14 protein-coding genes are annotated in these 13,582 nt (G+C 59.7%); 4 read left to right on the forward strand and 10 right to left on the reverse strand.

The features are described from left to right. Positions 1 to 43 precede the first annotated feature (43 nt). From NV64_RS17335 to dnaB, 4 genes are all read right to left on the reverse strand, one after another. On the reverse strand, positions 44 to 1,237 hold the full coding sequence (locus tag NV64_RS17335) for an amino acid aminotransferase (protein WP_199177689.1): 1,194 nt from the start codon (positions 1,235 to 1,237) through the stop codon (positions 44 to 46). A gap of 73 nt (positions 1,238 to 1,310) precedes the next feature. Beyond that, positions 1,311 to 1,928 carry a YitT family protein gene (locus tag NV64_RS17340; RefSeq protein WP_056235070.1) on the reverse strand — a complete coding sequence of 206 codons (618 nt, stop codon included), beginning with the start codon at positions 1,926 to 1,928 and terminating at the stop codon, positions 1,311 to 1,313. 280 nt (positions 1,929 to 2,208) lie between these two features. Then, a complete protein-coding gene (locus NV64_RS17345) occupies positions 2,209 to 2,673 on the reverse strand; it encodes an Lrp/AsnC family transcriptional regulator (protein WP_101506419.1) in 465 nt (154 codons plus the stop codon). A 143-nt stretch (positions 2,674 to 2,816) separates the two neighbouring features. Next, positions 2,817 to 4,232: a replicative DNA helicase gene (gene dnaB, locus NV64_RS17350; protein WP_056235065.1), complete on the reverse strand. Its 1,416-nt coding sequence runs from the start codon at positions 4,230 to 4,232 to the stop codon at positions 2,817 to 2,819. 100 nt (positions 4,233 to 4,332) lie between these two features. On the opposite strand from dnaB, the gene NV64_RS17355 reads away from it, so the two are divergent. Continuing rightward, complete coding sequence (locus NV64_RS17355) at positions 4,333 to 5,313, forward strand: quinone oxidoreductase (RefSeq protein WP_101506420.1); 981 nt, start codon at positions 4,333 to 4,335, stop codon at positions 5,311 to 5,313. Positions 5,314 to 5,550: 237 nt separating this feature from the next. Here the strand turns inward: NV64_RS17355 and pspG are convergent, their stop codons facing one another. Further along, complete coding sequence (gene pspG / locus NV64_RS17360; RefSeq protein ID WP_056235060.1) at positions 5,551 to 5,784, reverse strand: envelope stress response protein PspG; 234 nt, start codon at positions 5,782 to 5,784, stop codon at positions 5,551 to 5,553. A 155-nt stretch (positions 5,785 to 5,939) separates the two neighbouring features. Next, positions 5,940 to 6,938: a tRNA dihydrouridine(20/20a) synthase DusA gene (gene dusA / locus NV64_RS17365; protein ID WP_101506421.1), complete on the reverse strand. Its 999-nt coding sequence runs from the start codon at positions 6,936 to 6,938 to the stop codon at positions 5,940 to 5,942. A gap of 194 nt (positions 6,939 to 7,132) precedes the next feature. Between dusA and zur the strand changes: the two genes are divergently transcribed. Continuing rightward, the gene (gene zur, locus NV64_RS17370; RefSeq protein WP_056235055.1) at positions 7,133 to 7,648 is read left to right on the forward strand and encodes a zinc uptake transcriptional repressor Zur; all 516 of its coding nucleotides are present in this window, start codon (positions 7,133 to 7,135) and stop codon (positions 7,646 to 7,648) included. A gap of 237 nt (positions 7,649 to 7,885) precedes the next feature. On the opposite strand, the gene NV64_RS17375 is transcribed toward zur, so the two are convergent. The 3 genes from NV64_RS17375 to NV64_RS17385 form a co-directional block, all read right to left on the reverse strand. Then, on the reverse strand, positions 7,886 to 8,095 hold the full coding sequence (locus NV64_RS17375) for a CsbD family protein (RefSeq protein WP_056235052.1): 210 nt from the start codon (positions 8,093 to 8,095) through the stop codon (positions 7,886 to 7,888). A 637-nt stretch (positions 8,096 to 8,732) separates the two neighbouring features. Beyond that, entirely contained in the window at positions 8,733 to 9,341 is a 609-nt protein-coding gene (lexA, locus tag NV64_RS17380; protein ID WP_056235050.1) for a transcriptional repressor LexA, read from the reverse strand. A 161-nt stretch (positions 9,342 to 9,502) separates the two neighbouring features. Beyond that, positions 9,503 to 9,871: a diacylglycerol kinase gene (locus tag NV64_RS17385; RefSeq protein ID WP_056235047.1), complete on the reverse strand. Its 369-nt coding sequence runs from the start codon at positions 9,869 to 9,871 to the stop codon at positions 9,503 to 9,505. Between the two features lie 127 nt (positions 9,872 to 9,998). Here NV64_RS17385 and plsB point away from each other — a divergent pair, with 127 nt between their 5' ends. Both plsB and NV64_RS24380 read left to right on the forward strand, forming a co-directional pair. Next, positions 9,999 to 12,464 carry a glycerol-3-phosphate 1-O-acyltransferase PlsB gene (plsB, locus tag NV64_RS17390; RefSeq protein ID WP_056235045.1) on the forward strand — a complete coding sequence of 822 codons (2,466 nt, stop codon included), beginning with the start codon at positions 9,999 to 10,001 and terminating at the stop codon, positions 12,462 to 12,464. 12 nt (positions 12,465 to 12,476) lie between these two features. Beyond that, complete coding sequence (locus tag NV64_RS24380; protein WP_255354427.1) at positions 12,477 to 12,608, forward strand: hypothetical protein; 132 nt, start codon at positions 12,477 to 12,479, stop codon at positions 12,606 to 12,608. A gap of 106 nt (positions 12,609 to 12,714) precedes the next feature. On the opposite strand, the gene ubiA is transcribed toward NV64_RS24380, so the two are convergent. After that, a complete protein-coding gene (ubiA, locus tag NV64_RS17395; RefSeq protein ID WP_101506422.1) occupies positions 12,715 to 13,581 on the reverse strand; it encodes a 4-hydroxybenzoate octaprenyltransferase in 867 nt (288 codons plus the stop codon). Position 13,582: the final 1 nt, after the last annotated feature.

Here is a 13,582-nt window from a genome sequence, read left to right on the forward strand (position 1 = left end):
AAAAATGGCGAAAAACTGGCCGGGCTGCCCCGGCCAGTCAACATCAGACAACGGCCGCGATAGCTTCCGCCACCTGACGCACGTTACTGTGGTTCAGGCCGGACATGCAGATACGGCCGCTGGCGATCAGGTAGACGCCGAACTCGTTACGCAGGCGATCCACCTGTGCCGCGCTCAGGCCGGTGTAGCTGAACATGCCGCGTTGCTGCAGCAGATAGCTGAAGTCTTTACCCGGCAGCGCTTCCGCCAGCACGTTAACCAGCGTCTGGCGCATCTCAAGGATGCGGGTGCGCATGCCTTCCACTTCCGCCAGCCAGTTGGCTTTCAGATCCGCGTCGTTCAGCACGCATGAGACCACCTGCGCACCAAAGTTTGGCGGGCTGGAGTAGTTGCGGCGCACGGTGGCTTTCAGCTGGCCAAGCACGCGTGCGGCTTCATCGGCGTCGTCACAGACGATCGACAGGCCGCCGACGCGCTCGCCGTACAGCGAGAAGATTTTTGAGAAGGAGTTGCTAACCAGCGCCGGCAGGCCGGCCGCGGCGATAGCGCGGATCGCATAAGCGTCCTCTTCCATGCCCGCGCCAAAGCCCTGGTAGGCGATGTCGAGGAACGGGATCAGCTCGCGCGCCTTCAGCACCTCAGTGACGGCATCCCACTGATCGTTAGTCAGATCGGCACCGGTCGGGTTGTGGCAGCACGGGTGCAGCAGCACGATGCTCTGCGCCGGCAGGCCGTTGAGTTTTTCCAGCAGCGCGTCAAACTTCACGCCGTTAGTCTCCGGGTCATACCACGGATAGGTGTTAACGGTGAAGCCGGCACCGGCAAAAATCGCCTTGTGGTTATCCCACGTCGGGTCACTGACCCACACCTGCGAATTCGGGAAGTAGAACTTGAGGAAGTCCGCACCGACCTTCAGCGCGCCTGAGCCGCCCAGCGTCTGGATGGTCGCCACGCGGCCCGCTTTCAGCACCGGATGATCGGCACCGAACAGCAGCGGCGCCACCGCACCACGGTAAGCAGCAAGGCCTTCCATCGGCAGATAGAGCGAGGCGCTCTGCGGGCGGGCATTCAGTTCCGCTTCCGCTTTACCGACCGCATCCATCTGCGGAATTGCACCCTGTGCGTCGTAATACAGGCCAATGCTCAGGTTTACCTTATGCGCGCGGTCGTCCTGTTTGAAGGTCTCCATCAGGGAGAGAATTGGATCGCCGGCATAGGCATCAACGTTTTGAAACACGGTGCAGATCTCCATTGTATGTTCGGTGGTTCTGGCGATGCCGGTCGGGCACCGCCGCTATTTTTCAGCGGGGTTACACGTAGTAACGACCCGGACGGTGGTTCATGGCGATAATCAGATTGAGGATCACCGCACCGGCAATTGAGGCCACCAGCATCTCGCGCGACACCACAAACAGCGACGCCAGCACCACGCAGGTGTCGACGCCCATCTGCAGCTTACCGGCGCGGATGCCGTAACGGTCCTGCAGCCACAGCGCCAGAATATTGATCCCGCCCAGGCTGGCCTTGTGGCGGAACAACACTATAAACCCAATTCCGGTCACCACGTTACCGAACAGTGTCGCATAAAACGGATCCAGCGCCGCAAAATGAATAAACAGCGGGTGCAGCTGGGTAAACAGCGAGACCAGCGCCACCGCGCAGAAGGTCTTGATGGTAAACGCCCAGCCCATACGCTTCACCGCCAGCCAGTAAAACGGCAGGTTGATGGCGAAGAACGCCAGGCCAAACGAGCTTTTGGTCAGGTAGCTGATCAGGAAGGCGATGCCGGCGGTGCTGCCGGTTAACGCGCCGGCCTGCTTCATCAGCGTGACGCCGAAAGAGACCATCAGCGTGCCGAGCACGATAGCCATAACATCTTCGACCAGGCTGTGGGGGACTTTTGCGGGTTGTTCTACTACGTTATCCATCGATCGTGATTTCCGGTGATTAATGCCAGATGCTGGCTGACTCTACGCCAGACACTTTGCAAGAATCGCACCAGAAGCGGGCCCGCAGAGGGTTCTCTGAAAGATATAAGAATTAACTGATTGAATGCAGAACGCTTTAAATCGTGATTCTGTGCATGTATTTATTCATAAGCGCCAGAATCACGCATTAAAGCGGCAAATCACGCACAGAAAACGCACCATCCGCAGAGCAGGTGCACCATGATGGTGCGCCATTTGCGCTATCATGGTGCATAGCCGGTCAGGTGTGGGTCAGCACGCCGTTCTCTTTCAGCCGGTTCAGCACCACCGAGGTTTTAACATGGGCGATGCTCTGCTGCCCGGCCACCAGCTGGCTGATCAGCGCGCTCAGCCCGGCCAGATCCCCTACCGCCACCTTCAGCAGGTAGTCAGCGTCACCGGTAGTTTTATAGGCGTCCACGATAGCGGATTGCCCCGCCACCATGCGGTGGAAGCTGTCGACGTAGTCGGCGGTGTGGTTAATCAGGCGCACTTCAATCAGGCCAATCACCCCCAGCCCCACCGCATCCGGCGACAGGCGGGCGTGATAGCCGAGGATCATCCCCGACTGCTCAAGGCTGATGCGGCGGCGCGAGCACTGCGAGGCAGAGAGCCCCACCAGATCGCTCAGCTCCTGATTGGTCAGGCGGCCGTTGGTTTCCAGCAGGGTGAGAATTTTAAGGTCGAAATCATCAATCTGGGTCATCGTATTTCCGGCCGGTGTGAGGAACAAACGGCTGACAGATAACCGCATTTTTCCTGCGGATGTCCAACGTTATTTCAGGCAGCGTGCTGAAATGCACGGTGGATCCGCCCGTTTCAGCGGCTGAAACGGGCGGCAAAGGTGGGTTACTCGTCGTCGTACTGCGGGCCGGCATAGTTATCAAAGCGTGACCACTGGCCGTTAAAGGTCAGGCGCACAGTGCCGATCGGGCCGTTACGCTGTTTGCCGAGGATAATTTCCGCCACCCCTTTCTGGTCGCTGTTTTCGTGATAGACCTCATCACGGTAGATAAACATGATTAAGTCGGCATCCTGCTCGATAGAGCCGGACTCACGCAGGTCGGAGTTGACCGGGCGTTTGTCGGCACGCTGCTCCAGTGAGCGGTTCAGCTGCGACAGCGCCACTACCGGCACCTGCAGCTCTTTCGCCAGCGCTTTGAGCGAGCGGGAGATCTCGGCGATCTCCAGCGTACGGTTATCCGACAGCGCCGGTACGCGCATCAGCTGCAGGTAGTCGATCATAATCAGGCTCAGGCCGCCGTGCTCGCGGAAGATGCGGCGGGCGCGGGAGCGCACCTCGGTCGGGGTCAGGCCGGAGGAGTCATCGATAAACATGTTCTTCTTCTCCAGCAGGATGCCCATGGTGCTGGAGATACGCGCCCAGTCCTCGTCATCAAGCTGGCCGGTACGGATTTTGGTCTGATCGACGCGCGACAGCGAGGCCAGCATACGCATCATGATCTGCTCGCCGGGCATCTCGAGGCTGAAGATCAGCACCGGTTTCTCCTGCAGCATCGCCGCGTTTTCACACAGGTTCATGGCGAAGGTGGTTTTCCCCATCGACGGACGGGCGGCGACGATAATCAGATCCGAACGCTGCAGGCCGGCGGTCTTTTTATTCAGATCCTGGTAGCCGGTATCCACCCCGGTGACGCCGTCGTGCGGCGTCTGGTACAGCGACTCGATGCGCGAGATGGTAGCTTCGAGGATCTGATCGACGCTTTTCGGCCCTTCATCCTTGTTGGCGCGGTTTTCGGCGATCTGGAACACCCGCGACTCGGCCAGATCCAGCAGATCTTCGCTGCTGCGCCCCTGCGGATCGTAACCGGCATCGGCGATTTCGTTAGCCACGGCGATCATTTCACGCACCACCGCGCGCTCGCGCACGATATCGGCGTAGGCACCGATGTTGGCGGCGCTCGGGGTGTTTTTCGACAGTTCGGCCAGATAGGCAAAGCCGCCCACCAGGCTCAGCTCACCTTTGGTTTCCAGCGACTCAGAGAGAGTGATCAGGTCGATCGGTTTGCCCAGTTCCAGCAGGCGCTGCATTTCGCCGAAGATCGTGCGGTGCGGACGGCTGAAGAAATCTTTCGCCACCACGCGCTCCGAGACGTTATCCCAGCGTTCGTTATCCAGCATTAAACCGCCCAACACCGATTGCTCGGCTTCCAGCGAGTGCGGCGGCAGCTTGAGGCCTTCCATCTGTCGGTCGCGGGGCTCGCGGTTTTCCCAGGATTTGTTGGTGGGTTTATTTCCTGCCATAGTGATGCAATTACCGAAAATCGTGTGAGGGGACGGGCAAGTATACCCGTTTGCACCCTTTCCGTCCTCCTCCATTCAGACGCAATCCACAGGAGCTATGATGGCAAAACGTATAGAGTTTCATCAGCACGGCGGTCCGGACGTGCTGCAGCTGGTGAACGTCGATCCACGCGATCCCGCCGCCGGCGAAGTGCAGGTTGAGAACAAGGCGATCGGCATTAACTACATCGATACCTACATGCGCAGCGGGCTCTATCCGTCATCGCTGCCGGCGGCGCTGGGCAGCGAAGCGGCGGGTATTGTTACCCGCGTCGGGCCGGGGGTGGAGGTGCTGAAGGTCGGCGACCGCGTGGTTTACGCCCAGTCCGCGCCGGGTGCCTACAGCGAGGTGCATAACGTGCCGGTGGATAAGCTGGCGCTGCTGCCGGACGCCATCTCCTTCGAACAGGCAGCTGCCTCATTCCTCAAGGGGCTGACGGTTCACTACCTGCTGCGCCAGACCTATGTGATTCAGCCGGACGAAGCCTTTCTGTTCCACGCCGCTGCCGGCGGCGTAGGGCTGATCGCCTGCCAGTGGGCGAAGGCGCTCGGCGCACGGCTGATCGGCACGGTGGGTTCCGCTGAAAAGGCCGAACGGGCGCTGCAGGCCGGTGCCTGGCAGACCATCAACTACCGCGAAGAGGACATTGCCGCGCGCGTCAGCGAGCTGACCGATGGCAAGAAACTGCGCGTGGTGTATGACTCGGTAGGGAAAGATACCTGGGAAGCCTCGCTGGACTGCCTGCAGCGCCGCGGCCTGATGGTCAGCTTTGGCAACGCCTCCGGCCCGGTGACCGGCGTTAACCTGGCGATCCTCAACCAGAAAGGCTCGCTGTACGTGACCCGCCCGTCGCTGAACGGCTATATCACCACCCGCGAAGCGCTGGCGCAGGCCAGCAACGAGCTGTTCTCGCTGATCGCCAGCGGCGCGATCAATGTTGACGTGCCCGAGTCGCAGAAGTTTGCCCTCGCCGATGCGCAGCAGGCGCACCGCGCGCTGGAGAGCCGCAGCACCCAGGGCTCCAGCCTGCTGATCCCCTGAGCCACAGGCATAAAAAAAAGAGCCTCCTTGCGGAGGCTCTTTTTTGTTTCTTATTTTATTTTTTGTTTTCGCACTGGTTGTAGGGTCAGCGGCGATGAAGTCGTTTTGATTCAGTGCAGGCATCCTGACAGAAACAGGATGTAAAAAATATGTTTTATTGCCGATCGCGTCCGCCAATGTGCCACGATGTGATCCACTCCGCATTAGCTCAGCCCGCACCGCCATGCCGGGTTGATTTCAGCGTAAGAAACGGTCATGCCGCGCCGAATCGGGTTTAAAAAAGGTGCGGTACAGCCAGACGGCGGCCAGCGCCAGCAGCAGCCACGGCAGCAGTTTGATCACCATGGCAAACAGCCCGCCGACAAACATCACCAGCGTCGCCACCGCCAGCGCCGCCAGGATGCCCAGCAGCGAAATGCCGGTCAGCAACAGCATCATAAAAAAGCCAATGACAAACAGGATCTCCAGCATGTTGCTCTCCACAGAAACAGGGGGTATAGCAGGATATTACAAGAAGCGTGCCAGGTTGGGGGAATGCGTAACTAACTGAATTATCTGGGCAGGGATGACCAGGACAGCGGTTGCCCTGGTCAATTTAACGAAGGTGTGGTCAAAAAATCAGGCGATTACTCAACGTCCGCCGGCACGCGGTCAGCCACCAGCGCGAGGGCTTTCTCCACCACGTCGACGCCGGCGCCGGGCTTGTGCGCGTTCTCACTCAGGTAACGACGCCACTGGCGCGCGCCGGGAATGCCCTGGAACAGGCCAAGCATATGCCGCGTTACGTGGCCGAGGTAAGTGCCCTGCGACAGCTCCTGTTCGATGTAAGGGTACATGGCGCGCACCACGGCGATCGGATCCGCCGCCGGCCCGTCGCAGCCAAACAGTTCGCGATCCACCTGCGCCAGCAGGATCGGGTTCTGGTAGGCTTCGCGCCCCATCATCACCCCGTCCAGATGCTGCAGATGGGTTTTCGCTTCTTCCAGCGTCTTCACGCCGCCGTTAATCGCCAGCGTCAGCTGCGGGAAGTCGCGCTTCAGCTGATACACGCGCGGGTAGTCCAGCGGCGGGATCTCACGGTTCTCTTTCGGGCTGAGGCCAGAGAGCCAAGCCTTGCGGGCGTGGATGATAAAGGTGTCGCAGCCGCCCTGCTCCGCCACCGTGCGGATAAAGTCACAGAGGAATTCGTAGCTGTCCTGCTCGTCGATGCCAATACGGGTTTTCACCGTCACCGGGATCGACACCACGTCGCGCATCGCCCTGATGCCGTCGGCCACCAGCTGCGCTTCGCCCATCAGGCAGGCACCAAAGCGACCGTTCTGCACGCGATCGGACGGGCAACCGACGTTGAGGTTGACCTCGTTGTAGCCGCGCTGTTCGGCCAACTTCGCACACTGGGCCAGCGCCGCCGGATCGCTGCCGCCGAGCTGCAGCGCGATCGGCTGCTCTTCCGGGCTGAAGGCCAGATAGTCGCCCTTGCCGTGAATAATCGCACCGGTGGTAACCATCTCGGTGTAGAGCAGCGTCTGGCGGGTCAGCTGGCGGTGGAAGTAACGGCAGTGACGGTCGGTCCAGTCAAGCATCGGGGCAATCGAAAAGCGGTGTGCAGGGAATTTTTCAGTCATGAAACGCGCAAACTCTGTAGCAAAAGGGGTGACGATATTGTGCGCAATGATAGCACGCTGGTGGACAGGGATATAGCGTTCAGGCGCGGTTTGCCCGCCACGCCAGGCGGACGGTGGCAGCAGCGGTATGCAAACTCGGCGTTTTAGCACAGACGTGATAAAATAACGTTTCAGTCTGGCCTGAGGAGGGAATAATGAACACCACGACTACAGAAAATATCCTGACGCAGGCGGAAGTCATTTGTCAGCAGCGCAGCGTGCGCCTGACGCCACAGCGGCTGGAAGTGCTGCGCCTGATGAGCGTGCAGAACGGCGCGATCAGCGCCTACGATCTGCTGGACCTGCTGCGCGAGTCCGAGCCGCAGGCCAAGCCACCGACCGTCTATCGCGCGCTGGATTTCCTGCTGGAACAGGGCTTTATTCACCGCGTAGAGTCAACCAACAGTTACGTAGTCTGCCACCATTTCGAAGAGCACTCCCACACGTCGGCGATGCTGATTTGCGATCGCTGTGGGTCGGTGAGCGAACAACATGCCGACGGCGTTGAGGCGATCCTGACATCGCTGGCGCTGAAAACCGGCTTCACCCTGGGCCACAGCGTGATTGAAGCGCATGGCTTCTGCTCGGGCTGTGCGGAGATTGAAACCTGCTCTCACCATGAGGCCTGCGATCACGATCACAGCGCACCGGCGAAAAAACGCGGACGTTGAGTTCAGTTCCCCTGTATGCCGGGTGCGGATGCGATCGCTGGCAGGGTTACCTGTTGGATAAACGGGATATTTCTGCAGGCAGGTCTGTTAAAGAGAAAACGGGGTTAGTGACGACAGAGCTGTAGCCAGTACAGTAACGGGTCAGTACTCAGTGAGTCAGGGGATCTGTTACGGGGTTGGTGAGAGTTGGCACGATCCTTGTGCCTGGGGTAGGAGCCCAATTCTCAGAGGCAGAGATTACCAGCGGTGATCGTTGCGGGTTTCCCAGTCCTTCAGTTCTTTTTCGGCCTGATCTTTCTGGTAGCCGTAACGTTCCTGAATTTTTCCGACCAGCTGATCGCGTTTACCTTCCACGACCGTCAGGTCGTCGTCGGTCAGCTTGCCCCACTGTTCTTTCACTTTACCTTTGAACTGCTTCCAGTTACCGCTCGCTTCGTCTTTATTCATCATATAACTCCTTCAGCTTAGGTTTAGAACAGCCTTTAGCGTATTCGTCTTGTAAGTGCGCCTGATTACCAGATAAAAATCTGGATTAGCGCTGAACACAGAGTTAATTATAGTAGAAACGCGCGGATATGCGCTGAATGGACGATTTAAAGATAAAATCGGCTCTCCCGCAGGCAGAAAAACGATAAAAGTGAATGTAAATCAGAGACTAAGACTGGGCATCATGTAAGTAACTAAATATTTCCATTATCGTTCAGCGCTGAACCAGGTGTCCCGCCGCCAGTGACGCCGCCAGATCGCCCACAGCGCCAGCCGCCAGCCGCCAGAGCTGCTTATCGGCAACGGAAAGTAGTTTCATATTGGAGCGTTATCCTTGCCTGTGCGGAACCTGTATCTGGAACTTCACCTGTCACTGCCTGTCGACCCCTGACGAGCTGGACGCGTTCGCCGGGTCACAGGCATCGATCGGTCAGGGCTATATGTCAGCACGTCAGCACGTCAGCACAAAGGATATGATCGGTAAGATTGCTGATTCAGGCAGGCTGTCATGCAGCAGGAAAGCGTGCGCAGGAATTCAAAGGGGAAATGCGCAGCGGCGGGGAGGAGGCCGCTGCGTGATGAGCCGTGGTGGGTCGCGCTACTGCCAGTTGCCGTTGCGGATCACGCCCACGGCCAGGCCTTCGATGGTGAGCGTCTGCTCACGCAGGTCGACCACGATCGGCTGGAAGTCCGGGTTTTCCGGCAGCAGCTGCACGGTGTTGCCCTGCTTCTTCAGACGTTTTACCGTCACTTCATCGTCGATACGCGCCACGACCACCTGGCCATTGCGCACGTCTTCGGTCTTGTGCACCGCCAGCAGGTCACCGTCGAGAATACCGATGTCGCGCATCGACATACCGCTGACGCGCAGCAGGAAGTCCGCGCTCGGTTTGAACATTTCCGGGTCCACCTGATAGTGCCCTTCAATATGCTCTTCCGCCAGCAGCGGTTCACCGGCTGCCACGCGGCCGATCAGCGGCAGGCCGTTGACCTCTTCCATCATCAGGCGAATGCCGCGCGAGGCGCCGGAGACGATCTCAATCACGCCTTTACGCGCCAGCGCTTTCAGGTGCTCTTCGGCGGCATTGGGGGAACGGAAGCCGAGCTGCGAGGCAATTTCTGCCCGCGTCGGTGGCATACCGGTCTGGTTAATATGGTCGCGAATCAGGTCATAGACCTGCTGCTGCCGTGCCGTTAATGCTTTCATCCCGCCCCCTGGTTGTTTATACAGTCGACTGTGAGTATATACAGCTATTTCGCCCTTGGGAACCCAAACCCGCCCCGCTGGCGATCAATTTTGCATCAGAGGGGCGTTGCAGAGGTCGGCTGGCGCACTTTCGCCGCATGAAAGTGCCTTTTTTGGATAACTCATCGCAGATTCGGCAGTAACAACATGGCCCAGACAGCGATTGCCAGTAAGATGCTCAGCAGGACGGCGGCGGAGCCCATATCTTTTGCGCGCCCGGCCAGCGGATGCATTTCACTGCCGATGCGGTCTACCACCGCCTCAATCGCGCTGTTGAGAACTTCGACGATAATCACCAGCACCACCGAACCGATCAGCAGTACGCGCGTGACGGCATCAACATCCAGCCAGCAGGCCACCGCCACCGCGATAATCGCCGCGATCGCTTCCTGGCGAAAGGCCGCTTCATGCTGCCAGGCGGCGCGTAATCCTTGCCACGAATAACCGGCTGCTTTTACGATTCGTGTCAGGCCGGTGGCGTTATTTGCCATAATCAGGGAACCCTTTGAGAAGTTTGACGTCGGAGACGGGTGTAGCACAATTTGCAACACCACAGATTCTGTTGGCGCTTTCTGGTATGCTTGCGGCGCTTTGCTAACAAGAGGCTTCATGTTGTCTATGTCAGGTTGGCGTAATTTATATTATAACCTTTTGAATCTGCCAGTTAAATTTCTGGTAAAGAGTAAGGCAATTCCGGCCGAGCCGGTTGCTGAGCTCGGGCTCGATACGTCGCGCCCTATTATGTATGTGCTGCCTTATGATTCAAAGGCCGATCTCCTGGCGCTGCGTGAGCAGTGTCGCAAACAGGAGCTGCCGGATCCGCTGCAGCCGCTGGAGATCGATGGCACCCTGTTGCCGCGTTATGTGTTTATCCATGACGGCCCGCGCCTGTTCCCTTACTACGTGCCAAACCCGGATTCGGTCAAGCTGTTCCATGACTATCTGGACCTGCACCGCAGCCATCCTGACCTTGATGTGCAGATGGTGCCGGTGTCGGTGATGTTTGGCCGTGCGCCGGGACGCGAGGTGCAGGGCGAAAGCCAGCCGCATCTGCGGGTGCTGAACGGCATTCAAAAATTCTTTGCGGTGCTGTGGCTGGGGCGCGACAGCTTCGTGCGCTTCTCGCCGATGGTCTCGCTGCGCCATATGGCCACCGAGCACGGCACGGATAAAACCATCGCTCAGAAGCTGGCCCGCGTGGCGCGTATGCATTTCGCCCGCCAGCGCCTGGCGGCGATCGGCCCGCGTCTGCCGGTGCGTCAGGACCTGTTTAACAAGCTGCTGCAGTCGAAAGCCATCGCCAAGGCGGTGGAAGACGAGGCGCGCAGCAAGAAAATCTCCCATGAGAAGGCCCAGCAGAACGCCATCGAACTGATGGAAGAGGTGGCGGCCGACTTCTCCTATGAGGCGATCCGCCTGACCGACCGCATCATGGGCTGGACCTGGAGCAAGCTTTACCAGGGGATCAACGTCAACGGCGGTGAACGCGTACGCCAGCTGGCGCAGGACGGCCACGAGATCGTCTACGTGCCGTGCCACCGCAGCCATATGGATTACCTGCTGCTCTCCTACGTGCTCTATCACCAGGGGCTGGTGCCCCCGCATATCGCGGCCGGAATTAACCTGAACTTCTGGCCGGCCGGGCCGATTTTCCGCCGGCTGGGGGCGTTCTTTATCCGTCGCACCTTTAAGGGTAATAAACTCTACTCGACGGTATTCCGCGAATACCTCGGCGAGCTGTTTACCCGCGGCTATTCGGTGGAGTACTTCGTGGAGGGCGGACGCTCACGCACCGGCCGCCTGCTCGATCCGAAAACCGGCACGCTGTCGATGACCATTCAGGCGATGCTGCGCGGCGGCAACCGGCCAATCACCCTGGTGCCGATCTATATCGGCTACGAGCACGTGATGGAAGTAGGTACCTACGCTAAAGAGCTGCGCGGCGCGACCAAAGAGAAAGAGGGCTTCCTGTCGATGGTGCGCGGGCTGCGTAAGCTGCGGAATCTCGGCCAGGGCTACGTCAACTTTGGCGAACCGCTGCCGCTGGTCGCGTATCTTAACCAGCAGGTGCCGGAGTGGCGCGAGGCGATTGACCCGATTGAGGCCCAGCGCCCGGCGTGGTTAACCCCGGCGGTGAACGATATCGCCCAGAAAGTGATGGTGCGCATCAACAACGCCGGGGCGGCGAACGCCATGAACCTGTGCGTGACCGCGCTGCTGGCTTCGCGCCAGCGCTCGATGACCCGTGACCAGCTGACCGAACAGCTCGGCTGCTACGTCGAACTGCTGCGCAATGTGCCCTATTCGCCGGATGCCACCGTGCCGGATATGACGCCGGAAGCGCTGCTGGAACACGCGCTGAGCATGAATAAGTTTGAGCTGGAGCAGGACAGCATCGGTGAGATCGTGATTCTGCCGCGCGAGCAGGCGGTGCTGATGACCTACTACCGCAACAACATTCATCATATGCTGGTGCTGCCGTCGCTGATTGCCGCGATCCTGATGCAGCACCGCGAGCTGAGCCGTGATGAGCTGCTGCGCCAGGTCAGCGTGATCTACCCGATGCTGAAAAGCGAGCTGTTCCTGCGCTGGGATGCCGCAGAACTGCCGCAGGTGATTGAGCCGCTGGTGGCCGAGATGGCGCGTCAGGGCCTGCTGCTGGTGGAAGACCAGCATCTGCGCCTGAACCCGCCGCGTTTCCGCACCCTGCAGCTGCTGGCCGCCGGCGTACGCGAAACCCTGCAGCGTTATGCCATTACCTTCTCGATCCTCAGCGCGAACCCGGCGATTAACCGCGGCACGCTGGAGAAAGAGAGCCGCACCATGGCCCAGCGCCTGTCGGTGCTGCACGGCATTAACGCGCCGGAGTTCTTCGACAAGGCGGTGTTCACCTCGCTGGTGCTGACGCTGCGTGATGAAGGCTACATCAGCGATTCCGGTGATGCCCAGGTTGAACGGACCCAGCGCGTTTACCAGCTGCTGGCGGAGCTGATCACCCAGGACGTGCGGATGACGATTGAAAGTGCTGTGGCACCGGAGCCCTCCGCCGCTGCCGTGACGGAGAGCGCGATCGCGCCGGAGTAATACGGTGACGCGGTGACGGAGAGTGCGGTTGCCCCGGAGTCATGGGGCAACGCCCTGACCACCAGCCACGCCCGCGGTAAAAATCAGTTAAACGGCAACCCGGTGTTGCCTGCAACGAAAAGGCCGGTCGCACTGGCGCAGTAAATCATGGGGTTTCCCCTCTTTACTGGCTCAGCGCGACCGGCCTTTTTTTCGCCTGTCCCGGCGGGAGCCTGATGATGCTAAGGCTCGCCACCGGCGCAGAACACGGCTACCAGAGGCTGATAGCGATGCCGGCAAACAGCACCATACCGACGTAGTTGTTGTTAAGGAACGCTTTAAAACAGGCGTCCCGATCGCGCCCCGCCACCTGCTGCTGCTGATACACGAATAGCCCGGCCGCCAGCAGCATGGACCACCAGAACGCCCCGCCCAGCCCGCTCAGCCAGCCGACCAGCGCCATCAGCGCCAGCGTTGCCAGCTGCAGCAGTCCGACGATCAGCTTATCGAAGCGGCCAAACAGGATCGCCGTCGACTTGACGCCAATCTTCAGGTCGTCGTCGCGATCGACCATCGCGTACAGGGTGTCGTAAGCCACCGTCCAGCAGACGTTAGCAAAAAACAGCAGCCAGCAGACCAGCGGCACGCTCTCGCTGACCGCCGCCCAGCCCATCGGGATCGCCCAGCCAAACGCCGCGCCCAGCACCACCTGCGGCAGGTGGGTGTGACGCTTCATAAACGGGTACATCCACGCCAGCGCCAGGCCGCCGAACGACAGCAGGATAGTCATGCGGTTCATGGTCAGCACCAGCGCGAAGGAGACCAGCACCAGCCCGGCAAACAGCAGTTTGGCCTCACGGCTGGTGACCGCCCCGCTCGGCAGCGGGCGCAGCCGGGTGCGTTTGACGTGGCCGTCGATTTTGCGGTCGGCGAAGTCGTTAATCACGCAGCCGGCAGCGCGCATGGTAATTACCCCCAGCGTAAACACCAGCAGCACGTTCAGCGGCGGCACGCCGTCCGCCGCCAGCCACAGCGCCCACAGCGTCGGCCACAGCAGTAGCACCGTGCCGATCGGCTTATCGATGCGCATCAGGCGGCAGTACGCCGCTAATTTACTCATTGGCAGACTTCTCTCCACG

Origin of the sequence: Erwinia sp. B116, from assembly GCF_002865965.1 — a bacterium.
Taxonomy (GTDB): domain Bacteria; phylum Pseudomonadota; class Gammaproteobacteria; order Enterobacterales; family Enterobacteriaceae; genus Erwinia.